The 22241-nt window shown below is 44.2% G+C and carries 23 protein-coding genes; 16 read left to right on the plus strand and 7 right to left on the minus strand.

From position 1 onward, the window contains the following. The first annotated feature begins 60 nt into the window (after positions 1-60). On the plus strand, positions 61-981 hold the full coding sequence (locus ACYX4M_RS02395; protein WP_476082843.1) for a 1-aminocyclopropane-1-carboxylate deaminase/D-cysteine desulfhydrase: 921 nt from the start codon (positions 61-63) through the stop codon (positions 979-981). Between the two features lie 5 nt (positions 982-986). Here ACYX4M_RS02395 and ACYX4M_RS02400 read toward each other — a convergent pair whose 3' ends face one another. Continuing rightward, entirely contained in the window at positions 987-1799 is an 813-nt protein-coding gene (locus ACYX4M_RS02400; protein ID WP_476081741.1) for a sterol desaturase family protein, read from the minus strand. Then, on the minus strand, positions 1786-2214 hold the full coding sequence (locus ACYX4M_RS02405; RefSeq protein WP_476081742.1) for an SRPBCC family protein: 429 nt from the start codon (positions 2212-2214) through the stop codon (positions 1786-1788). The genes ACYX4M_RS02400 and ACYX4M_RS02405 overlap by 14 nt, the downstream gene beginning before the upstream one ends. Positions 2215-2313: 99 nt before the next feature. Between ACYX4M_RS02405 and ACYX4M_RS02410 the strand changes: the two genes are divergently transcribed. The 5 genes from ACYX4M_RS02410 to ACYX4M_RS02430 all read left to right on the plus strand — a co-directional run bounded on the left by ACYX4M_RS02410 (position 2314) and on the right by ACYX4M_RS02430 (position 8302). Continuing rightward, positions 2314-3351 carry an AraC family transcriptional regulator gene (locus ACYX4M_RS02410; RefSeq protein WP_476081743.1) on the plus strand — a complete coding sequence of 346 codons (1038 nt, stop codon included), beginning with the start codon at positions 2314-2316 and terminating at the stop codon, positions 3349-3351. A 184-nt stretch (positions 3352-3535) separates the two neighbouring features. Beyond that, complete coding sequence (locus ACYX4M_RS02415) at positions 3536-3946, plus strand: hypothetical protein (protein WP_476055961.1); 411 nt, start codon at positions 3536-3538, stop codon at positions 3944-3946. Between the two features lie 227 nt (positions 3947-4173). Next, the gene (locus ACYX4M_RS02420; RefSeq protein ID WP_269916754.1) at positions 4174-5376 is read left to right on the plus strand and encodes a saccharopine dehydrogenase family protein; all 1203 of its coding nucleotides are present in this window, start codon (positions 4174-4176) and stop codon (positions 5374-5376) included. A 187-nt stretch (positions 5377-5563) separates the two neighbouring features. Continuing rightward, positions 5564-6694: a carboxynorspermidine decarboxylase gene (nspC, locus tag ACYX4M_RS02425; protein WP_476081744.1), complete on the plus strand. Its 1131-nt coding sequence runs from the start codon at positions 5564-5566 to the stop codon at positions 6692-6694. 252 nt (positions 6695-6946) lie between these two features. After that, on the plus strand, positions 6947-8302 hold the full coding sequence (locus tag ACYX4M_RS02430; protein WP_476081745.1) for a CsgG/HfaB family protein: 1356 nt from the start codon (positions 6947-6949) through the stop codon (positions 8300-8302). A 77-nt stretch (positions 8303-8379) separates the two neighbouring features. On the opposite strand, the gene ACYX4M_RS02435 is transcribed toward ACYX4M_RS02430, so the two are convergent. Further along, entirely contained in the window at positions 8380-8643 is a 264-nt protein-coding gene (locus tag ACYX4M_RS02435) for a hypothetical protein (protein ID WP_476081746.1), read from the minus strand. Positions 8644-8746: 103 nt separating this feature from the next. After that, positions 8747-9583 carry a 16S rRNA (cytidine(1402)-2'-O)-methyltransferase gene (gene rsmI / locus ACYX4M_RS02440; RefSeq protein ID WP_474805276.1) on the minus strand — a complete coding sequence of 279 codons (837 nt, stop codon included), beginning with the start codon at positions 9581-9583 and terminating at the stop codon, positions 8747-8749. A gap of 141 nt (positions 9584-9724) precedes the next feature. On the opposite strand from rsmI, the gene ACYX4M_RS02445 reads away from it, so the two are divergent. From ACYX4M_RS02445 to ACYX4M_RS02490, 10 genes are all read left to right on the plus strand, one after another. Then, the gene (locus ACYX4M_RS02445) at positions 9725-11740 is read left to right on the plus strand and encodes a penicillin-binding protein activator (RefSeq protein WP_476081747.1); all 2016 of its coding nucleotides are present in this window, start codon (positions 9725-9727) and stop codon (positions 11738-11740) included. Positions 11741-11744: 4 nt separating this feature from the next. Continuing rightward, on the plus strand, positions 11745-12086 hold the full coding sequence (locus ACYX4M_RS02450; protein WP_476081748.1) for a YraN family protein: 342 nt from the start codon (positions 11745-11747) through the stop codon (positions 12084-12086). A gap of 198 nt (positions 12087-12284) precedes the next feature. Further along, complete coding sequence (locus ACYX4M_RS02455; protein ID WP_476081749.1) at positions 12285-13352, plus strand: glycosyltransferase family 4 protein; 1068 nt, start codon at positions 12285-12287, stop codon at positions 13350-13352. Between the two features lie 174 nt (positions 13353-13526). After that, a complete protein-coding gene (locus tag ACYX4M_RS02460) occupies positions 13527-14123 on the plus strand; it encodes a phosphoheptose isomerase (protein ID WP_118492632.1) in 597 nt (198 codons plus the stop codon). 23 nt (positions 14124-14146) lie between these two features. Then, positions 14147-14722, plus strand: coding sequence for a BON domain-containing protein (locus ACYX4M_RS02465; RefSeq protein ID WP_476082844.1), 576 nt, complete (start codon positions 14147-14149; stop codon positions 14720-14722). Positions 14723-14762: 40 nt separating this feature from the next. Then, entirely contained in the window at positions 14763-16124 is a 1362-nt protein-coding gene (locus ACYX4M_RS02470) for an MFS transporter (RefSeq protein WP_476081750.1), read from the plus strand. A 125-nt stretch (positions 16125-16249) separates the two neighbouring features. After that, the gene (locus ACYX4M_RS02475) at positions 16250-16846 is read left to right on the plus strand and encodes a DUF7010 family protein (RefSeq protein ID WP_476081751.1); all 597 of its coding nucleotides are present in this window, start codon (positions 16250-16252) and stop codon (positions 16844-16846) included. Positions 16847-16873: 27 nt separating this feature from the next. Beyond that, a complete protein-coding gene (locus ACYX4M_RS02480; protein ID WP_071815800.1) occupies positions 16874-17203 on the plus strand; it encodes a DMT family transporter in 330 nt (109 codons plus the stop codon). Positions 17204-17219: 16 nt separating this feature from the next. Next, a complete protein-coding gene (locus tag ACYX4M_RS02485; RefSeq protein ID WP_476081752.1) occupies positions 17220-18407 on the plus strand; it encodes a sensor histidine kinase in 1188 nt (395 codons plus the stop codon). After that, complete coding sequence (locus ACYX4M_RS02490; protein ID WP_476081753.1) at positions 18407-19027, plus strand: response regulator transcription factor; 621 nt, start codon at positions 18407-18409, stop codon at positions 19025-19027. The genes ACYX4M_RS02485 and ACYX4M_RS02490 overlap by 1 nt, the downstream gene beginning before the upstream one ends. 7 nt (positions 19028-19034) lie before the next feature. Here the strand turns inward: ACYX4M_RS02490 and ACYX4M_RS02495 are convergent, their stop codons facing one another. From ACYX4M_RS02495 to ACYX4M_RS02505, 3 genes are all read right to left on the minus strand, one after another. After that, positions 19035-19367 (minus strand): hypothetical protein, encoded by a 333-nt coding sequence (locus ACYX4M_RS02495; RefSeq protein WP_476081754.1) that lies wholly within the window; start codon positions 19365-19367, stop codon positions 19035-19037. Positions 19368-19415: 48 nt separating this feature from the next. Beyond that, on the minus strand, positions 19416-19691 hold the full coding sequence (locus ACYX4M_RS02500; protein ID WP_476081755.1) for a hypothetical protein: 276 nt from the start codon (positions 19689-19691) through the stop codon (positions 19416-19418). Between the two features lie 127 nt (positions 19692-19818). Continuing rightward, complete coding sequence (locus ACYX4M_RS02505; protein ID WP_476081756.1) at positions 19819-22083, minus strand: TonB-dependent receptor; 2265 nt, start codon at positions 22081-22083, stop codon at positions 19819-19821. Positions 22084-22241: the final 158 nt, after the last annotated feature.

Below are 22241 nucleotides of genomic sequence, written 5' to 3' on the forward strand. Positions count from 1 at the left end.
TTTCTATCTGGTTATACTCTTGCCAATGTGCAAATGATCAACTGTCTCTGGGCTCTCACCGTGCTTTCCCTTGAAGAATTTAAAACGTCACTCGCTCTTCCTTCGCCTCTTATCCCTTTCAAACCGAACTGGGAGGGTGCAAATAAGGTATCGCTTTATGTTAAGCGTGACGATGCTATTCACCCTGTGATGTCAGGAAATAAATGGCGAAAGCTAAGCCATACACTAACGAGTCCTTTACCAAACGCCGCTATTAGTTTCGGCGGCGGCTTTTCTAACCACCTTCATGCATTGGGGTTCGCATGTTTCAAACTTGGTATTCCCTTTACCGCCATTATTCGCGGCGACTACAGTGCTGCACCATCGCCAATGATTAAAGATTTGATGCAGTGGCAGACTCGCATTGAATATGTAAACAGAGTTACCTACAAAAAGCGTAACGATAGTACCTATTTGGATGAACTAAAGCTGGAGTTCCCCAGCGCAATTATCATTCCTGAAGGTGGAAGCCAAGCGCAAGCGCTTTTAGGGATAAAAGATATGGTCGATGAAATCGAGGTAGACTTTGACTTTATCGTTGCGCCTGTCGCTAGCGGCGCCACATTGGCGGGAATTGTAAACGCATTAAATAAACGTAATAGTACTAAGGGCATCGAGTTTAGTTCTCGCAACAAAGCCATTGGCATAGGCGTACTAAAAGGTGAAGGCTATCTAGAGGGGTTGGTTGAGCAATTTATTCCAACAGTTAACCAGACACATTGGCATATTGATCATAGCTACCATTTTGGTGGCTACGCCAAAGCGCCAAGTGAGCTTCAAACCTTTTGCAGCAATTTCAATAACACTATGAATTTTGAAATAGAGCCCGTTTACTCGGGCAAAGCCTTCTGGGCCGTTAAAGATATGCTGGCTAAAGGCAAGTTTGAGGAAGGTTCACGCATTGTTGTATTGCATACAGGAGGTTTGCAAGGAGCTAGATGATTTCATCAATCTGCAACAGGATAGCCAAACAATCTTTTCAACTTTGCCTTTATTCCTTTTGCTTGTTGAAGCTGTTCACGCAGCACGCCTAATTGACTGAAGTTAGCGCTGAGAGGATCGTCCTTAGGCATTTTTCCTACAATGCCGTACTTTATCGTTATCGTTTTGTCCTCTTTAGCAAAAGTGCCGAATAACTTATCCCATATAATAAGTACGCCGCCATAGTTCTTATCAATGTAAGGTTTATTCGTTGCATGATGAATGCGGTGATGCGTAGGCGTGTTGAAGATATGCTCTGCCCAGCCTAAATGACCAATCGTTTGCGTATGTACAAAAAACTGATAAGCCAGATTGATGGCGACAATGGCAAAGACCAGGCTGGGTGAAAAACCAATCAGTATCATTGGCACCCAAAAGAGCCACATGCCAACGAATGGATACAACACACTTTGTCTGAAAGCCGTGGTGAAATTCATTTTTGTTGAGCTGTGATGCACCGCATGGGCCAGCCAAAACCAGTGTATGTTGTGTGAAGCCCGATGAAACCAGTAATACAAAAAGTCTTGTAGGATAAAACCCGCAAAAAGCGATACTGCCGTAAGTTCTATGTTAAATAGAGAAAACTGGTGCAGCCAAAGAAACAAAGGCATCAACAGTAGCAACACCAGAGCGTCAGAGCCCTGATGAAGCAGTGCGAGCAAAGCATTGTTCACACTGTCTTTTACATTATAGAACTGCCGTGCCTTTTTGAACTCCACAAAAACACACAGTAAAAAAACCGGGCTTAAGCCAAGTAAAATAAGTTCAACGGGGATCAAAACGCGCTCCTAACTTATTCAAACATTGCTCAATGTCGTTTTGTAAAAGGCGCGTCAGTAGCCAATTGGGTATATACCAAGGCGCGCAACAACTAATGCGATAAGAAACTTTGGTTAGGCTACCCTGTGCGGAAAACCTGATAACTCCCCGATGATCTTTTACTGGAAAGTCGTCAACAACACGATATTCAATACCATCTGTGTCTGCTTTCACAATCTCTTCTTTAAAGCTAACGCCTAGAATACTCACTTCTCTCACGCAGCCCACTCCGCCACTGACTTCACTATTCTTTGCTGCCCTTAATACCTTAAACGAAGCGTTAAAGAAATCGCTTAAATTCGGGTGATCAAGCAGAGTATCGCGAAGCACTTGTGGCGTTGAATGAATAATTCTTTGGTACTGAACGTCAACCATTTACGATATGTCCTCTTCTCATGGCTATTAGCATAAATTGACATTCATATTTGATCTTGCGTTAATACGTCATGTTTTTTGTTATTTTGCGACATAACTATGCCATCAGTTTCTTTTGCCTATATTCAAAGTATAGAAAGCTATTTAGCTAGCTTAGAGGTTGATACAAGAGAACTGTCGCGACTCACGCAAAAGCATAGCTCACTTCCAGGTTCATCCCGTGTTTCCATGGAAGCCTACGTCGAGCTGTTAAACCAAGGTGCATCGCTCACCAACAATGCATTATTTGGGTTTGAGTTAGGCAAACATATTCAGGCAAAAGATTATGGGGTGTTGGGTTACCTCGTTGAAAGTTGCGAGAATTTAGCTCAAGCCATAGGGGCGCTCACCCGGTTTGATGCGCTAGTCGCTGATATCGGCACAACAAGCGTATTTTTTGAATCTGAAGATGCCCGGGTTGAGTGGGTACCTAAAAGCCCAGATAACAAACAAATGGTGTTGCGCAATACCACTGCTTGGGTAGCAACCGTTTATAAAATATTGGGTTCAGCCTGCCAATTAAACGCTATTACCTTTACTTTTCCCTTGAGCACGCTGGAAAAAGATACTTTAGCCCAGTGGTTTAACTGCAAAGTAGTTGATTGTGCACGCGCCAATGCCATTACCTTTCCCCTACCCTTACTGCATGTGCCGTTTACCAGTGAGAACAAGGCTATGTTCAGCGCGCTAATAAAAGTGACTGAAGAAGAATTAGACGAGTGCAAAGGGGAACGATTTGCTCAAACTAACAAGCGCCATTTTTACCCTAATCCACACGAAGATATCGCTCACAAAGTCGTTGCACTTTTAAAAGCCAACCCAACGCTAAAGGGGTGTGATCAAAAGCGTATGGCCGAAGCGCTATTCATAAGCCCGCGCACACTGCAGCGAAAGTTGAAGCAAAGCAACACTAGCTTTCAGCAAATTCTTGATAGTGAGCGCAAATCTCGTTTAGACGACCTTCTTAAACAATACTCTATTGCCGACACCGCAGATTTATTGGGGTTTCAAGAGCAATCATCATTTACCCACGCGTTTAAAAAGTGGTTTTCCACCACACCGCTTAAGTATCAAAAACAGCTAATATCAGAAGAGTAACCGTATTTCGTTATTAACCTTGCCGCACGCGTAATTGCGGTTTGAGAAAGGTGATGTGACTTATAATCTTTTAGTCTGAATAGGCAATTTTTTACTATCAAAATTTTGATTATTAAACTAATGTGACTGAGAACGCGTAGGTATTATCAGGTGTACAGCAAAGCTAACTCACAGGAGATACGCTATGATCGACCGTCCAGTTACATTGCCAACGCAGTTAAATGCACTCGTGTCAAAGTCACTAAATCTATGTGAGCTTATGTTGCCCGTGTGTGATGTGTTTTATCCTTTTGCTGCTATTTACGAAAATGGTCGCATCGGTTGTATTTTTGCCGACGAGTCTGGAACTAAAAAGCGCGAGTCACAGCTTATTGAACAGCTTCAGTGGCGAATAATCGATACTACAACAGATACAAACAGTTACAGTGTCTTAGTGTATGCTGCGGCAGTTAACACTCAAGACAGTAAGACCCTTGATGCGATTGCCATTGCAACTGCCACACCAAATCACGAAGAACGGCTCATACTTTATCCTTACTACAAGGTAGATGACAAAGTAGTCATTTCTCCGCCTATAGATACGGTAACGCGTTAGTGCAATACGGTAGTGAAAGCATTGTATTTCAAATTACCTAGTACAAACCCGGATCGGTTATTACAATAGTTTTTTAAGGTAGGTTCGCCAGTGCGTGCACTACCTTTTACATTCGTTGTTACGATTAAAATTTTTTGTCCTTTCATAGGCTGTCTTTGCTTGCCAAATCCCATTGGTCTGCTAGCATTCAGCCCAAAATTCATTAGCAAAATTAGGGATTAGTTATTATGTCTCGCGTTTTAATTATTGGTGCTGGCGGAGTTGCGTCGGTAACTGTGAAAAAATGTGCACGTTTACCGCAACATTTCGACGAAATTTACTTAGCAAGCCGCACGGTATCCAAGTGTGAAGCACTGCAACAAGAAGTAGGTGCAGATCGCGTTAAGGGTGTTTTCGCTGTTGATGCCGACAATGCAAAAGAAGTTGAAGCACTTATTAACGAAGTAAAACCAGACCTAGTAATCAACCTAGCGTTGCCATACCAAGACCTGCCTATTATGGATGCATGTCTTGCTACTAACACAGATTACTTAGACACTGCCAACTATGAGCCAAAAGACGAAGCAAAATTCGAATACTCATGGCAGTGGGCTTACCAAGACAAATTTAAAGACGCTGGCATTATGGCCCTTCTTGGCAGTGGCTTTGATCCAGGTGTAACTAACGTTTACACAGCATATGCAGCTAAGCATTACTTCGACGAAATTCACTACCTTGATATCGTAGACTGTAATGGCGGCGATCACGGTCAGGCTTTCGCGACTAACTTCAACCCTGAAATCAACATTCGTGAAATTACCCAACGCGGTCGTTTCTGGGAAAACGGCGAGTGGAAAGAAACCGATCCGCTAAGCGTACGTGAAGACCTAGATTACCAAAACATTGGGGTTCGTGCGTCTTATCTGATGTTCCACGAAGAGCTAGAGTCTATTGTTAAGCACTTCCCTACTCTGAAGCGTGCACGCTTCTGGATGACCTTTGGTGATGCTTACCTTAACCACCTGCGCGTACTTGAAGGCATTGGTATGACTAGCATTGAGCCAGTTGAATTCCAAGGCCAAAAGATTGTGCCTCTAGAGTTCTTGAAAGCAGTACTGCCTAACCCAGGTTCACTTGCTGAAGGCTATAGCGGCATGACGTGTATTGGTACTTACATCACAGGTATTAAAGATGGCAAAGAAAAAACCATCTTTATCTACAATAACTGTGACCATGCAAAATGTAATGAAGAAGTGGGCGCACAAGCCGTATCTTACACCACAGGTGTTCCGGCGATGATTGGCGCGGCGCTTATGCTTAATGGTACATGGAAAGAGTCGGGCGTTTGGAACATGGAACAATTCGACCCAGACCCATTCATGGATATGCTTAACGAGCACGGCCTACCATGGCACGTTCTTGAATGTGAAAGCAGCCCTTTCACCAAATAGTAGATACCCGGGCGCTTAATTCAAGCGCCCTTTTTTGTTACCGCAATAACTGCAATTGAAATAATTCAAACCATCCCAGGTTGTTAAACTGTACCAGTCAGCCGTTTTTTGAGCTAAGACTGGTTATGTAATACATTAGACACCTCATTAATGCTGTAAGCAGTTTTATTTTTTGGAGCTTTACCCATTGACCGATTTAACTCAACGCACTGATATTCCTTCTCCTTGCTATGTGCTGGAAGAAGAAAAGTTAATTAAAAACCTTGAGCTCATGAAACGGGTTCAAGACGAATCAGGTGCCCGCATCATTTTGGCGCTGAAAGGCTTTTCAATGTGGTCATGCTTCGACATTATTAAACAGTATTTACACGGCGCAACAGCAAGCTCGGTTTGGGAAGCTAAACTCGCGGCAGAGATGGGTAAAGAAGTTCACGCTTATTCTCCAGCGTACAAAGTTAATGACGCGAAGGAACTAGCGAGCCTTGTTAACCATCTGTCTTTCAATAGTTTAACCCAGTGGAATACGCATAAAGAAACCTTATCGAACGTTTCGTTAGGCCTTCGCATAAACCCTGAGCATCAAGAGGCTGATACGCCACTGTACGATCCAGCAGCGCCAGGCTCGCGCTTAGGCATACGCGCCAGTGAGCTAGAAGGCGTAGATCTGACGGGTATCGAGGGTTTTCACTGCCACAACCTTTGTGAGTGTGATTCTTTTGCTACTGCACGCACCCTTGAAGCTATCGAAAAGCGCTTTGGTAAATGGCTTGTTCAATTGAAATGGTTGAACCTAGGCGGTGGACACCTTATGACCCGTGAAGGTTATGATGTAGAGCACCTTATTAAAACGCTAAAAGACTTTAAAGCGCGTTACCCACACCTAGACGTAATTTTAGAGCCAGGTTCTGCTGTTGCATGGCAAACAGGCCCACTAATTTGTGAAGTGGTAGATATGGTAGAAAACGATGGTGATATTGCCATTCTAGATATCTCGGCTACCGCTCACATGCCGGACGTTTTGGAAATGCCTTACCGACCTGCCATTTTAGGTGCAGGTATGCCAGATGAAAAAGCGCATAACGTAAAGCTAGGCGGAAATTCATGTCTTGCTGGCGATGTTATTGATGTCTATTCATTTGACGCACCGTTGAAAGCTGGCGATCGTTTACAGTTCGAAGATATGATGCATTACACCATGGTAAAAACCACATTCTTTAACGGTGTAGAGCACCCTGCTATTGGTATTTTACGAACTAATGGCGACTTCGAACTAGTTCGTGAGTTCAGTTACGAAGACTTTAAAGGCCGTTTGTCTTAGACTTAACCCTTCACTAAAAAGTATACCAAAAGCTAATTGATCAATATTTGATCAATTAGCTTGTTCCCAATCTGCTCTAGTGCTATTTTGAGATTGTTGAGTAGTCAAAAGGGAATTTCGACCTACCAGTCCTTTCTAAGGTGAGTCCTTAATCTCCGCCGTCTTTTGTTCAACACCGAATTCAGGTGTTGTATCAAACCATCAAAAATTGCCTGTCTCGGTTATATCTTATCTTTATCAGAGGAATTGATCGTGAGAAGGAATAATCTAGGCTCAAGCTGTGCAACTCAAGTACACACATTTGCCAAACCTTTTGTATCTGCGCTTAGTGCGCTACTTTTAACCACGGCCTGTATGTCGACAAATCCTTCTATGGGAGGTGGAAGTTCAGGCGCAGTAAGTGGTGGCGCCGGCGGCGCTACGGCTTCAAATAATAATGCGCAATTAGAGAATTGTGACGAAACACTCGGTACATTAAGTGTTTTTGAAGATACAAGTTTGCCCTGGTGGTCAGAGTACCGCAGAACTTACCCAAAACTCGGCAGTACCATTCCTGTTATCAGGTTAATGATTCAACAGTCTAACTGTTTTGTCATTGTTGAGCGTGGCCGCGCTATGAATGCAATGAACACCGAGCGTCAGCTAATGCAATCTGGGCAACTTCGCTCTGGTTCAAATATTGGGGGCGGCCAAATGGTAGCAGCTGATTACACGCTCAGCCCATCTGTACTTTTTGCCGAAAAAACCCAGGGTGGTAAAGCCATAGCCGGTGCACTGTTTGGCACATTAGGCTCTATCGTTGGCGGAGGTTTTAGCAAGAATGAAGCGGCTACCTCGTTACTGCTTATAGATAACCGCTCCGGTGTTCAGGTTTCTGCTGCAACAGGTAGTGCTGCGAATCACGACTTTAGCTTGTTTGGCGGCATGTTTGCTGGCGCAGCAGCAGGTGGTGCTGGCGGCTTCTCAAAAACACCTGAAGGTAAAATGCTGGTCACTGCTTTTGCCGATTCTTTTAACCAGATGGTGGTCGCACTTCGCTCTTACAAAGCGCAAGAAGTTGAAGGGGGGCTAGGAAAAGGAGGAAGGTTAACAGTGGGGGGCGCTGATGATGCCATGCCAGATGCTACCGATGCGCCAGCGATAACTACCTCAACAACGACCACTGCCGTCTATGTCGACAACACGCCTTCTAGGGTCACCGTTTCAGACCGCAGGTCTTACAATTTTGACGTCGATGAATACGATGAAAAAGCCTTTAATAGGTATTATGACTGGCTGAAAAACTATGGCCCATTAATGACTGCGTTCGTCTCCTTCGACCCCGAAAATAACAATCCTAACTGGCCAGGCGGAATGTCTATGGCGGCAGCCGCGACTATGCTTCTAACTCAGTTAGATTCTCACCGTATTGAACTTGAAGCATGGCCATATGAAGCTAGGGTGCAAGCATGGAGAAAAATGGGAAGAAGGTTGGAAAGCCACACCGAACTGTTTGAGCGAAACCGGACATTAGCGCTTCGAAATGAAAAACTCGACGACGAAGTGCGTCAAGTTATTGAAAGCATACAGGTAGTAACAAAAGAAAGCTTGTTCCCAGAGGGTATTTAGCTATTAGAAAATTGAACCCGAAGCCGCAAATTGCGGCTTCGGCTCTCAATACTTTTGATAGTAGTAACACGTTATAGCTATACCACACCACTACCCGAAGCAGCTTCAGATTTGTCAATCTCTCCTTCAGCAAGGACATCATTACCTAATTCTATTTTAAAGGTTGTGCCAGGCTTCCCCTGCAAACTGTAGCGAAAGCCGTACATCTCACCTTCGCTCAATGAGACTTCTGTCACATCATTTGGATGGATTAAATCGTAAACGCCAGAGTCATTCGTTTGAGAGAATATATCTACCAGCCATTTGCCATCAGACATGGTGATTTTAAGAGTCTTTGTCATCTGCGCCTCCTTTAGTAACCAGCCCATTCATCTTGGACTGTCATACAATGTACTACTTTGTATTTCGCCGATGACGCTTAAGATCAATCTTTCTTAGAGCAAATTACGCTTTTGCATCTAGCCCTGCTTGATACAGCGCATTCTTTTTCAAGTCATAATGACTTGCTACCACAGCCGCTGCTTTTTTCAACGGCATGTGCTCGCACAAGGTATTTAGGAGTGACATTGCTTCACTGGGTATTGCTTGGTCACTTACCTTAGCGGGACCTATCATCACAACGAACTCACCTTTTTGGTGTGCAGCATCGGCATTAAGATAATCAATCACATCTTGTGCGTTACCACTTACATAGGTTTCAAAGGTTTTAGTCAACTCTTTAGCCACAACAATGTGGCGTTCGCCTAACACACGCTGAATGTCGGTAACCGTATCTAGAATTCGACGAGGCGCTTCATAGTAAACCGTGGTGAAAGTTCTATCTAATAGCGCTGATAATACACCTTCACGCGCTTGGGTTTTAACTGGCAAAAAGCCTTCAAATGTAAATTTATCTGTAGGCAGTCCTGACGCGCTTAATGCAGTAATTGCGGCGCATGGTCCGGGCAAAGCACTAACTGGAATGCCTTGCTCACGGCATTTACGCACTAAAACAAAACCAGGGTCGCTGATAAGTGGCGTGCCCGCATCACTTATCAAAGCAACAGATTCACCACCTTTCAAACGTTCACAAAGCATAGCTGTACGCTTATCTTCATTATGCTCGTGAAGTGAAAGGGTCTTAGTTCCAATACTAAAGTGCTGTAGAAGTCGCGCGCTATGACGGGTGTCCTCGGCAGCAATCCAGTTAACTTCACTTAATACGCGAATTGCTCTAGCACTGATGTCATCTAAGTTGCCAATAGGCGTAGGAACAATATAAAGAGTGGCGGTGTCTGTCATAACAGTGGTTAAGTCTTACGTTAAATTGAAAGGTTATGCGATAAGTGTATCACGCCATTAGTCCAGATTATGCTGGCAAGCGTAGATTTTCACACTGGTTAAGATAAACTTGACCTATAACGATGTAAAAGGAATGAAACTGTGCGTCATATCGGACAATCTGGAAAAATTTTTACGCTATCAGCCATTGCTACAGTATTGGTACTATCGGGTTGTGGGAGTACTCCAAAAACTCAGTCGAAACCTGTGGTAGTGGAACCGACTTCAATTGAAACCACCCAGGTTGAAGAGAATGTCACACCTTCGCACAAACTCCTAGAATCTAAGAAGGTATGGGAACGTACCCGAGATAAAGAACAGCGTAATAGCTTATTACTGCAAGCCGCTGATTTATACCTTCAAAACCAGCAACCTGTATTAGCGCAGCAGGTGTTGTATGAAGTTAAAGAAGATGGTGTGTCAGAACGTAACTACTCGTACTATTCTCTTTTAGTTACCAAAGCCTATGCGGGGATGCCTGATGCGTCAGCAGACGAATTGCTGGCAATGCTCGATGGTGTAATGGGCACAGGGGAAACTGCATTCCAAAAAGCTGAACTTCAAACTCAGCTGTACTCACAGCAAGGTAATTTTGCAGCAGCAGCCAATAGCGTGCTAAAAACCAACTTGCCAGACGAAGATAAAGTACAGCAGGTATGGCAGTGGCTCACTTCCATACCGACGGAAACGCTTTCAAAAGTAGGAAAAGCGTATCCCGCTCTATCACCTTTCATCACGCTTCGCGAGTTGACTGAAGCGAATGCTTCATCGCCCGCAACATTAGCAAGAGAGCTTCAAAAGTTTCAACAAGTTTATCGCGGGCACATTTTAGAAACGACTTTGCCTAACAATGTGCTTAAAGCAACACAGCTTACTGACGCTGGCGCCAATGATATTGCAGTACTACTTCCACTTTCCGGCCGCTTAGCGCGCACGGGGCAAGTAGTAAAAAATGGTATAATGTCGGCCTATTATACTGATGTTGAAAAACGTCGAGATGAGCACTTACTGCCGCGACTTCGTTTTATTGACACTAATGGCGTTGATACGCAGCACCTACTAAATGAAATTGGCGACACTAAATTCATTGTTGGCCCGCTGTTAAAAGATACCGTAGAAAGTTTAATTCCTAATTTACCTGTTGGGGTGAACGTACTGGCATTGAATCGTCCAGAAGAGCTGATAGACCAAGTAATTGCAAACGAACCGCCGACCAAGAATAGATTAGCGACAACATCAAATTCTGCGCTAGATAACGGCACTGATTCGGCTGGAGGTATGCTCACGGATACAGAAATCCAAGGAGAGCTGGATACACTGGATTTAGCAACCTCTTTGAATTTTTTCGGCCTTGCCCCGGAAGATGAAGCCAAGCAACTTGCCGAATTTATTTTTAATAAAGGCTATCGTGCACCTATCGTTATTGCGGCTCAAAGCAGTCTGTATCAGCGAATGGACACCACATTTAAAGTGCATTGGAAGGCACTTAATAATAAAGAGAACAAACGCCGCACTAACATAACCTCGGTTACGTTTAACGACAGCAACTCGCTTCGCGAGGGTATAACTCAAGCGCTCGACGTTGCCCAAAGCAATGATCGCATTAATCAAATTGAGTACATGACCAATAATGAAGTGTATAACATGCCTCGCAGCAGACGCGATATTGACGCTATAGTTGCGTTTGCGTCTCCGCAAGACACAGAGCTACTTAACCCAATAATTGAAGCAAGCTTAAACCCTTACGATGGAAAACAAGTTCCTGTGTATGCCACATCTCGTTCGATGGATTACGACAGCGGAAAAAACCAATGGCGTGATTTACAAAACGTGCATTTTATCGATATGCCATGGTTAATGCCTTCACACAGTTGGCAACCTCTTCAGCAAGAGGTCGAGCAGGCTTGGCAAAATCAAAATACCATGCAAAAACGTTTGTTTGCGTTTGGCTTTGATGCCTACCAGCTACTTCCACAGCTAGGCATGCTTAACACGCTTAAATACCTTTCACATGAAGGATTAACCGGAACCCTTTCACTTAATGAGAAAGGCGAAGTCATTCGCCAGCAGCCCCAAGCTATAATCCGTAACGAAAAAGTTCAAATGCTTTCGGAGTAGAATTATGTCAACACTGCAAGGGAATGCAGCAGAGGACAAAGCCTGTCAATATCTTGAGGAACAAGGTCTTACGCTTTTGTGTCGAAACTACCGCACGCGACGTGGAGAGTTAGATATTGTAATGCAAGACGGCAATACTATTGTGTGTATTGAAGTCAAATACCGGAAGCAGAATCGTTTTGGCAGTGCTTTAGAGTTTGTCACTGCCAAAAAGCTAAACCGAATTCATGCTGCGTTTGGTTTCTATTTGTTAGATAATAGCCTGAATCCAGCATCTACGCCCTTAAGGGTAGACGTTGTTGCCATAGACGGAAGCAAGCTTCAGTGGCTAAAAAACGTTGGATAGAGGCTTACGACATATAGCCATACGATTTATGTTCCTAAAAAAGGAAGATCGTAAGTGTTGGATGTGAACGCGTTTGAGAATAAATGGCAAGATCCTAAAGTAAAAGGACTTCCCTTTTTTATCTTAGTTTTACAAGCTTTCTCCTATTTGACGAATAGTCTCCTAGGTTTCCACGAATAATGAGTCCCCAATAACAAGATGTCGCCCTGTAACCTTGATAACCAAGAAATAGAATTAATAGTTGGTAACTCCAGTGCCAACTTTTCTGGTGTAACGTCTACCATGCTACAAGTGACATCGATACAAAGAAACATGATTAATTTACGGATCATGGGTAAACATTTTGTCTCAGATCCTTCGATGACGATAACATTCTGGGAAGTCGTTAAAATGTGTCGACGCCCGCTTAGCAATGGCAAGTGGCGTATTTTTCACGCTCGTCGCGTTGATGAAATGATCCAGGGAATAATCCTGAAATACGTGTTCCGCGCAAAAATAAAGCTCGTATTTAGCTCGGCAGCTCAGCGAAAGCGTTCTGCTTCCACGGTGTGGTTAAGCAATAGGATGGACGCAATTATTGCGATGAGTAACCGTTCCGCACAGTACTTAGACAAACCGCCTGCCAAAATTAATCTCCACGGTGTGCAGATTGACAAGTATACGCCAGCAGAAAACAAACAAGAAGCTTGGCAGTCACTCGGTTACGGTGGAAAATACGGAATAGGAATTTTAGGTAGAGTAAGAGAGCAAAAAGGCGTTCACCTTTTTGTGGAGGCTTGCATCAAAATATTACCTAAATACCCTGACGTGAATGCGATTGTGGTGGGCGCCATTTCTACGAGCAACCAAGCTTTTGTAAATCAACTCAAAGAAAAGGTGTCTGAAGCAGGTTTAACTGATCGCATCATTTTCACGGGTGAGTTGCCCTTTGAACAGATTCCTAGCATATTCAGTGCACTGTCCCTAGTGAATGCACTTAGCGACAACGAAGGTTTTGGTTTAACCGTACCTGAAGCCATGAGCGCAGGTGCGGCTGTACTAGCAACACAAGCGGGCGCATGGGAAGATATCGTTAGATCAGGTATTGACGGATATATAGTACCTATCAAAAACCAGCAAGCTGTCATAGAAAAGATAGATTTACTTCTGTCGGATATGGATAAACTTGCAGAAATGGGCAAAGCCGGTCGTGAGCACATTGTAAAGAACTTTAAAGTTGAAGATGAAGCAAAAAACTTAGTTGAGTTCTTTCGCTCGCTTCAATAAATAATACCTTGGCATTGTAGTAAAGGTTAATGCCACCTGGTATTTGATATTAATATTGCAAAGCATAAGCAAATATTTCTCAGATACTGATCATTACGTTTAGCCGTGCGTTGTAACTAAGTGCTACAACCACTAAAAAAGATCAGTAGGCAGTTAAATACAAAGAGATTACAGATGATTGAACAGATAAAAGCGAACTTTACCGAGAGCATTCAGACAAAAATTGCAGCATCGGAAATATTACCGGAGTATATTGAAAAAGCGGCGTACATGATGGTTGAAGCCTTAATAAGAGGCAATAAAGTACTGAGTTGTGGTAATGGTGGCTCTGCAGGCGATGCACAGCACTTTTCATCAGAAATGTTAAACCGATACGAACGCGACCGCCCTAGCCTGCCTGCGATTGCACTGAGCACAGACACGTCGACCATTACGTCTATCGCTAATGACTACAGCTATGACGAAATATTTGCCAAACAGGTACGTGCATTAGGCCAGCCTGGCGACATACTTCTCGCTATTTCCACTAGCGGCAATTCACGTAATGTTATCGCAGCAATGGAAGCAGCATTGTCGCGCGATATGACTATTGTCGCGCTTACCGGTAAAGACGGCGGCGAAATGGCTGGTTTTTTAAGTGAGCATGACGTAGAAATTCGCGTTCCATCTAACCGCACAGCGCGTATTCAGGAAGTTCACCTGCTAGTGATACACAACCTGTGTGAGTGCATTGACGACAGCTTATTCCCTGCAGATCATGGCGACGACTGATTAAATTAACTATGAGTAAACAAATAAAGAACTTAGGTCTACTGGGCTCTGTATTAGCGCTGATTTTAATATTACAAGGTTGTGTAGTGGCTGTTGGCGCAGCGGGCGCAATGGCAGCAAAGGTCGCAAATGACCGACGCACCGTGGGTACTCAACTTGACGATCAAAATGCTGATGCAGCAGTGTCTTATCAATGGTCGAAAAGCGATGCCCTTAAAGAGCAAGCTAACCTTCAGGTCGATGTTTATAACGGTGTTGCGTTGCTCACCGGCCAAGCCCCCAATCAAGGTCTTGTAAAGGAGGCTGTTAGCCGTGCTCAGGAAGTTGGCTACATTAAGAAAATTCACAACCAAATACGCATTGGCGAACCTATCGGAGCGGGTACTCAGGCCAACGATATTTGGCTAGCGTCAAAAGTACGCACCAAGATAGTCGCTGATGAGCGCGTTCCTGCTCTTCAGGTTAAAGTGGTTGTGCAAGATTCAGAAGTATTTTTAATGGGTCGATTATCCAACCTTGAAGCCACTGCCGCTGTAGATATTGCTCGCAATATCACGGGTGTAGCGCGCGTTGTTAGAGCCTTTGAAATTGTACAATAGAGAGTTTGCCACTGCCCTTTTAGTAGCAGGGGCACTCTTTATGGAAATTTTAGACGCCACGGTAATTACCACCGCGCTCCCTGTAATTGCTGGTGAGTTCAATGTACCGGCAGCGCACCTTTCTATTGGCGTTTCGGCCTACCTAGTGGCCGTCACGCTTTTTATTCCTTTGAGCGGCTACGCTGCTGACAAATTTGGTGCTCGAACTATATTTATAGCGGCGATTGCCGTTTTCACTTTCGCCTCGGTCCTGTGCGGCTTAAGTACCAGCTTATTCGAATTTACCTTATCTCGCATTCTGCAAGGCTTAGGCGGCGCTATGATGGTGCCGGTTGGAAGATTAGTGGTATTGCGGGATTTACCCAAAGAAAAACTAGTAAAAACCGTAGCCATTATCACTTGGCCTGCATTAAGTGCACCGCTATTAGGCCCAGTGCTTGGGGGCTACATAGCAACCCACTTTAGCTGGCAGTGGATTTTTTATATGAATATCCCGCTAGGCATTATCGCAATCACCGCTTCTCTTTACCTCTTAAGAAATACCAAAGGCGATGTGGGTAAATTCGACGTCAAAGGTTTTCTGCTTACCGGCGTCGGCTTTGCGCTATTTATGGCTGGCATTGAGTTTCTTGCCAGCACAAGCGATAAACTTCTTCAGTCACTTGGCGTCATTGCCATTGGCATAGTACTCATGACTTTCGCAATACGGCATGTCAAAAAAGCTAAAAACCCATTATTTTCCTTTGATGCCATGCAGCATAAAACTTTCAGACTTTCGGTTTACGGCGGCTCTGTTGTGCGAGTGGCACTAGGAAGCGCGCCTTTTCTCGTGCCCCTTATGCTTCAGCTAGGGCTAGGTTACTCGCCTGTAGAGGCTGGTTCCCTTTTGCTGTGGCTTTTTGCTGGAAACTTGGCGATAAAGCCCGCAACAACGTGGTTCATGAATACGTTTGGTTTCAAACGCGTACTTGTAGTGAACGGCGTGCTCATCGCTCTTGGTTTTGTCGCGCTAGCTATGATAAATCACACCACGTCGTCGTTTACCATTGCCGCTATATTGTTTGCTAACGGCATGACTCGCTCAATGCACTTAACTTTAATAAATACTATTGCTTTTGCCGACGTACCGTCTAATAGAATGCGAGATGCAAATACGCTAGGCGCTATTCTAATGCAGATGAATCGCGGCCTTGGTATTACCTTATCAGCGCTTGCAATTGCTGCTGCAGCCTTCATTCTTGGACAAAGCCCCGACACGCCAAATCTACAAACCTTCACCTTATCCATGATATTTATGGGGGCTTTGGCGCTAGTGAGTATTTACGACAGTTTAATGCTTTCGAAAGAAGATGGTGACTCTGTGTTAAACAAACGCAAAGCAAAGAAAGCGCGACAAAGCTAGCCCAAACCCATAGTTCGTAAATCTGGTGACAAATGTCACATGCTATTGATGACGTTTGTGACTAACGCAATCTGATATACTTTTACATACTTTACCTATCGACGTTACAACATTAGGTAAAGCACATGGAACATATACTAGACCACGCTTCTACAACCAGTATTCAGAACTTCCCTCTTTCACTAGAACAACAGCGCGAAGACTTCAAAAAGAACAGATTTATTGCCATGCCGCTTGCGGGCACGTTTGTTTGGGCCTTACTGGGAATTAGTGCTCCCTTTGTATCTGAGCTCACTATTACCTGGATGCTTTACATCGGCACAGGGGCAATTTTCTACCTAGGCGCTGGCTTGTCTTACCTTACTGGTGAAAGGTTCTTTGCGAAAAGCGCAGTAAAGAACAGCTTCGACCGCCTTTTCTTTGTTGGTATGTTTATGAGTCTACTGGTCTTTGCCATCGCCCTTCCGGTTGCCGCCATTGACCACACAACTGTGCCGTTAAGTATTGGCATTCTTGCTGGACTAATGTGGATGCCTTTATCGTGGGCTATAGAGCATTGGGTTGGCTATTTCCACACTATCGCAAGAACCTTCGGCATCCTCGTAGCTTGGTATCTATTTCCGGAGGCACAAGTAGAAGCAATTTCGGCGGTAATTGTCGCTGTTTACATTGTGTCGCTCATCACTCTTGAACGCCGTTTTCAAACAATCAACTCTCACTAATTTCACTTTAACAAGAAGGAACATACGATGACTTACTTACTTTTAGCGGTTGCAATTATCACTGAAGTCACAGCTACCATGCTGCTTAAAATGTCAAACGGTTGGGAAAAATGGGCATTTGGGTACGGCGCAATATTCTTCTATACCGTGTCAGGGATGCTGTTTGCCATGGTCTTAAAAAACATGGGAATTGGCGTTGCCTATGCGATATGGTCAGGTATGGGTATCGCCCTTATCACCGCTGCTTCGGTGGTGTTTTGGAAACAAACTTTCGACATTTATGCCGTGCTGGGTATTATGTTAATTATCTCTGGCACTTTGCTTATCACCAGCAAGTCAGCCGTTGTATTTCAATAGGGACGAAGTACTCACAATGCTCAGTAATAAAAGCATACCAGATATCAACCGCGCAGTGCCTGCCGCCCAAAACGAGAGCACCGCGCCTGATCTACCGCTTTTAGGAAGTGGACGGAAGAAGCGCTGGTCTCACGGAAGCTTGTTTTTTTCGCTATTCTTCTTTGTCCCCCTCATTATTTCCCGGCCTCTTCCCATGGAAATGTGGGCGCTACAAACCCTCGGATACCTTAGTTTTGTTATTCTTTACATCAAAGCCATAAACCAGCCTATCTGCACATTGCCCACTTATCTGCTACTCATGTTTATGCTTTCAGTGACATGCAGTTTTCAAAATCCTGGTGGCGCAACCATTATCGGTTTTATCGCTTTTATCATCGGTTATTACAACTCGTTGAAAACAGGGTTAATGAGTATAAGCGTAATGATGACCGTGCTTATCACGCTTCACATTTCCATGTTTGAAAATGCCCATTTTCTTTTAGTCGCATCTTTAATCAACAGCTTAGTGCTGTTCGGTTTTGGTGTTATGGAGCGCAAAGAAACCCTTCATGGGTTGAAGGAAAGCCAGCAGGCTGAAGCATTACGCGTATTGTCTGCGATTGCTGAACGTGAACGAATTGGCAGGGATTTACACGATGTTGCAGGCCACGCGCTAAGCTCTATTTCATTAAAAGCACAGCTGGCCGATAAACTTTTAAGTAAAGACAAGGTTGCAGATGCGCATCGAGAGGTAAAAGCGCTGGCGCAGCTTTCGCAAGCGTTGCTAAGCGATATTCGCCAGGCGGTGTCAGATATTAAGCAACTCTCACTTAGCGATGAAATAGCAAAAGACAAATCACTGTTAGAAGAAAACGGTTTTAACGTTGCAACCACTATTGATGACAGCGCTTTGATGCAGCTGACTGCAAAACAAGAAAGTCAGCTTGCGCTCATAGTAAAAGAACTAACCACAAATACATTGCGCTATTCAAAAGGAAACGCAGTATCGCTTGGCCTTGAAGTTATCGGACATGCGATAAAAATGACCTATAAGGACAACGGTGTTATTGAGAACTCTGCACCATTAAGAGAAGGAAACGGGTTAATGGGAATTAGAGAGCGTGCCGCGTCATTACGTGCAGATGTGGACATCTCCTTCAGCCCCACCCCTGTTTTTACTGTACAGCTTAATATTGAGCATACGTCGTCGATAGGAACTGCTTAATGAATCTAGAATCTACCACTACCATTTTAATTGTAGAAGATCAGTCTTTGGTCCGCGATGCCATCGCCATGCTGCTGTCGTTAGAAGACGACCTAACTATTGTCGCCAAATGCAACAACGGACAGGAAGCAATTGATTATTTGAATGATAACCCTACGCCACACATTATTCTTAGTGATATAGAAATGCCTCTGGTTTCAGGGCTAGATTTAGCTGCTTACGTAACCAAACAAAGCCTCAGTACCAAGGTGATATTGATGACTACTTTTTCAAAACCAGGCTATATTAAGCGCGCTTTGAGTGCCGGGGTTACGGGGTTTATTTTAAAAGAGTCTGACAGTGATTATTTAATTGATGCTATTCACAAAGTTTCTGCAGGAGACAAGGTAATTTCAACTGAACTTGCGATTATGGCACTTGATGATAATAATCCATTGTCGCAGAAAGAAATGTCGGCACTGAAGCTTGCCTCTGACGGCCTAAAAACACAGGCTATTGCACAGCAACTATTTCTTTCTGAAGGAACGGTACGGAATTATTTATCGGAAGCTATTTCAAAACTAGATGCGACCAACCGCGTAGATGCTGCACGTATTGCAAAGCAAAAGGGGTGGCTTTGATAGAGGCTTAAAACCACGTGGTAGCGATTGTTGTAGACATGGGTATTGTTAACTTTTCAGACAAACCAGTCAGCACGCGTTCTGGCCCGTAAATAATACCCTGATGTTTTTCAGTCCATACACAAGTTACTATACTTGTACCTTTGCGCAATTCACACTGCCACTTCGCGGTTGTTTCCGCTAACCGTTCGTAATCCTCTTCAATTTCCCAACCTGCATCAACATGCTCTACGATGACTTGTTCGAATTGAGCAAACGGAACAGGCTGAATTATAACCCATTCTTTTTTATTAAACTTTTTTTCTAACCGCGATTTTTTAAAATTAGTAAACAATCCCACGTTCCATCTCCGTATGATTGAAATGCTTTGCGTTCAGCGAAAGCGTTTCTAATATTTCGACACCGTTCCCATAACTTGCCCCGAAGGGGTTGGGCAAGAACAAGACGTCCCAACCATTTCACCGTTTGACGTGGGGCATATGCCATACTCGCCATTACCGCTGTAGCGGCACTGATTACCGAACTCAGGTTTATTAACAGCAACTTTACCGTTTTGATTTTGGTTACCGCCTTCTTCATCGGGTAAATAGACGGTATAAGTACACCCTAATAGTAGCGTGGAAACTAAAAGCAGACTGATACCACAGAGTGTTTTTACTTTCATAAAGAATTACTGCGCATGTTTAGAGTAACTCTAAAGCTATGCCAATAATGAACATAAAACAAGAAGAAATGAGCAAAAAAAAAGCCAGTCGCAAGACTGGCTTTTCAATTATAACTCGTTGTAGATATTAGAATTCAGTTGAGAACCTAACACCAAACTCGCTCGCATCATTGCTTAGAATTTGCAGGATGTAGTCACCTGTATTCAAGCGTGCGTTGTCGTAACGCTCATCAAAAATGTTACGACCGTAAAGTGCAACGGTGTAAGCGTCATCCGCCGGCGTATATGCAATATCAAAGTTAACCAGTTCACGGCTATCAAGCTCTGTCATACGCTCAGGAGCAGAAGTTGGCTCGCCATACATTTCTGCGCGGTACGAGTAATCAGCACGCACGCGAATTGAGTCGCCACCATCTAGCTCGAAGGTATATTGCGGGCCAATCGCTAACGTAAGATCAGGAGTCAGTGGTGCAACAGGGTTGAAACCGTCTTGCTCCTCAACATCAACATCCATGTAACCAATGCTGGTCATCATGCTGAAGTTACCGTAGGTAAATGTAGCGTCAGCTTCAACACCACGAGAAGTTTGTTCAACAACAAGGTTTGCAGTGTCGAAACCACCTTCGCTCACGCGACTTACTTGGTAAGGTAGGTCTTCGAACTCAGTGTTAAATACGGCAACACTGATATCGAAGTAATCATTCACACGACCTTTGATACCCACTTCATAGTTAGTCGCAGTAATGTTGTCAGACGCTGTAAAACAGTTATCTGCACGAACGGCTGCCTGGGCACCTTCGATATCGTCAAAGCCACCTGCGCCAAAGAACTGGCCGATAAGGCAGTATGGACGCGCAGGGAACTGACCCGACTGATAGCCAGACTGAATAGTCGCATAACCTGTCATGCCGTTTTCAAATGTGTAGTTGGTCGCTACTTCCCACGTTACTTCATCCCAGTCATTTGAATCAAAAATTGTTCCAAGTGCTGAGAATACGTTTGCAGACGCATCTTTTTCATCTTTGGTGTAACGAAGACCACCAGAAACACTTAGCTCATCATTAATATCGTGACGTACGTTTACGTATGCCGCTTTTGATGTAGTTTCTTGGTCAAGTTGAAGTAAGTTTGGACCACCGTCGAAGTTAGAGTCGTCACCTTGGCGGTTGCTACCTTCTTCGTTGAAGTAATAAAGGCCTGCAACAAAGTCAGTGTACTCGTTGATGTAACCGTTAAGCTGAAGCTCAATTGATGTTTGATCGGCTTCACCGCGCTCAGGGAACTGATCTAGTGAGAAAACCGTACCGTCATCGTCAAGACCTGCTTTGTACTTGGATGTACGCTGGCTTGCAACAACCTTTGCAGTGTAGTCGTCGTTGATGTCCCACTCTGTAGTCAATGAAAGGCCGCGGGCTTCGTTAGACACACCAGTTACCGCTTCAGTACCTGTTGCGTTATCGTAACGGTCGGCGCCTTCAGGAATAACATCTGAGTTACGAAGCTCTACGCCAAGACCATTACCGCCACCGAAGTAGCGTGCTGAGCCCACTTCGTCGATAAGTACCGTGTACGGACGCAAGCCGCCGTCACCATTGTTCGCATCTGCAGTTAATACCATACGGAAGTCATTTGAAGGCTCCCATTTAACAGAGATACGACCGGAGATGTCTTCGGTCTCGCCAACATCGTATTCAGCGTTTGGTACATTAATAAATTCGCCTAGACCGTCGCGCTTGTTAAACGATAGGTTCATGTTGAACGCAAGTTCGTCTGACAAACCATGGTTAACAAAAAGGTCTGCTTTAACCCGACCGCGAGTACCAAATTCAGTATTGATTTTAGTTACATCGCCTTGGTCTGGCTCTTTAGTGATGATATTAATCGCACCACCGATTGAGTTACGACCGTATAGCGTACCTTGTGGACCGCGAAGTACTTCGATACGCTCGATGTTGTTTAGGCTCCAGTTTTGACCAACTTGGCGGCCTAGGTATACACCATCAACGTAAACGCTTACGCCTGGATCAGTCGTGATTAGGTGATCTTGAAGACCGATACCACGAATAAATGGGTTTACAGAAGATGTGTGACCAGCAGAAAAACCTGTTACGTTCAGGTTTGGTACGAATTTACCGACGTCTGTTAGGTCTGTTATACCTTGGTCAGCTAGCTTATCACCGTCAAAGGCACTAATAGCAATTGGTACTTCATAAATAACTTGAGGGCGTTTTGTCGCGGTAACGGTAATGGCTTCAAACTTTTGTTCTTCAGTTGCTTCAGCTTCTTGAGCAACGGCAATGTTTGAAAGAGCTGGAACGGTCATCGCTACTGCTAGTGCGACAGGTGAAAGCTTACTGGCAAGTGTCATGGACACGTCAGTATTGGATTTCATGGTGTAACCCCTTTTGCGTGAGTGTTAGGTATTAATTTGTTGTTATAGGCTGCTTCAAATTCTTCTTTGGAACTTTGAAAGACTAAACTCACTGACTCAAGAAGCGCACACAATCTTGTGCTAAGACTGGATTACAGACAATAAAAAAGTAAGTCGCA

The organism is Alteromonas sp. ABV4_150 (assembly GCF_056311745.1).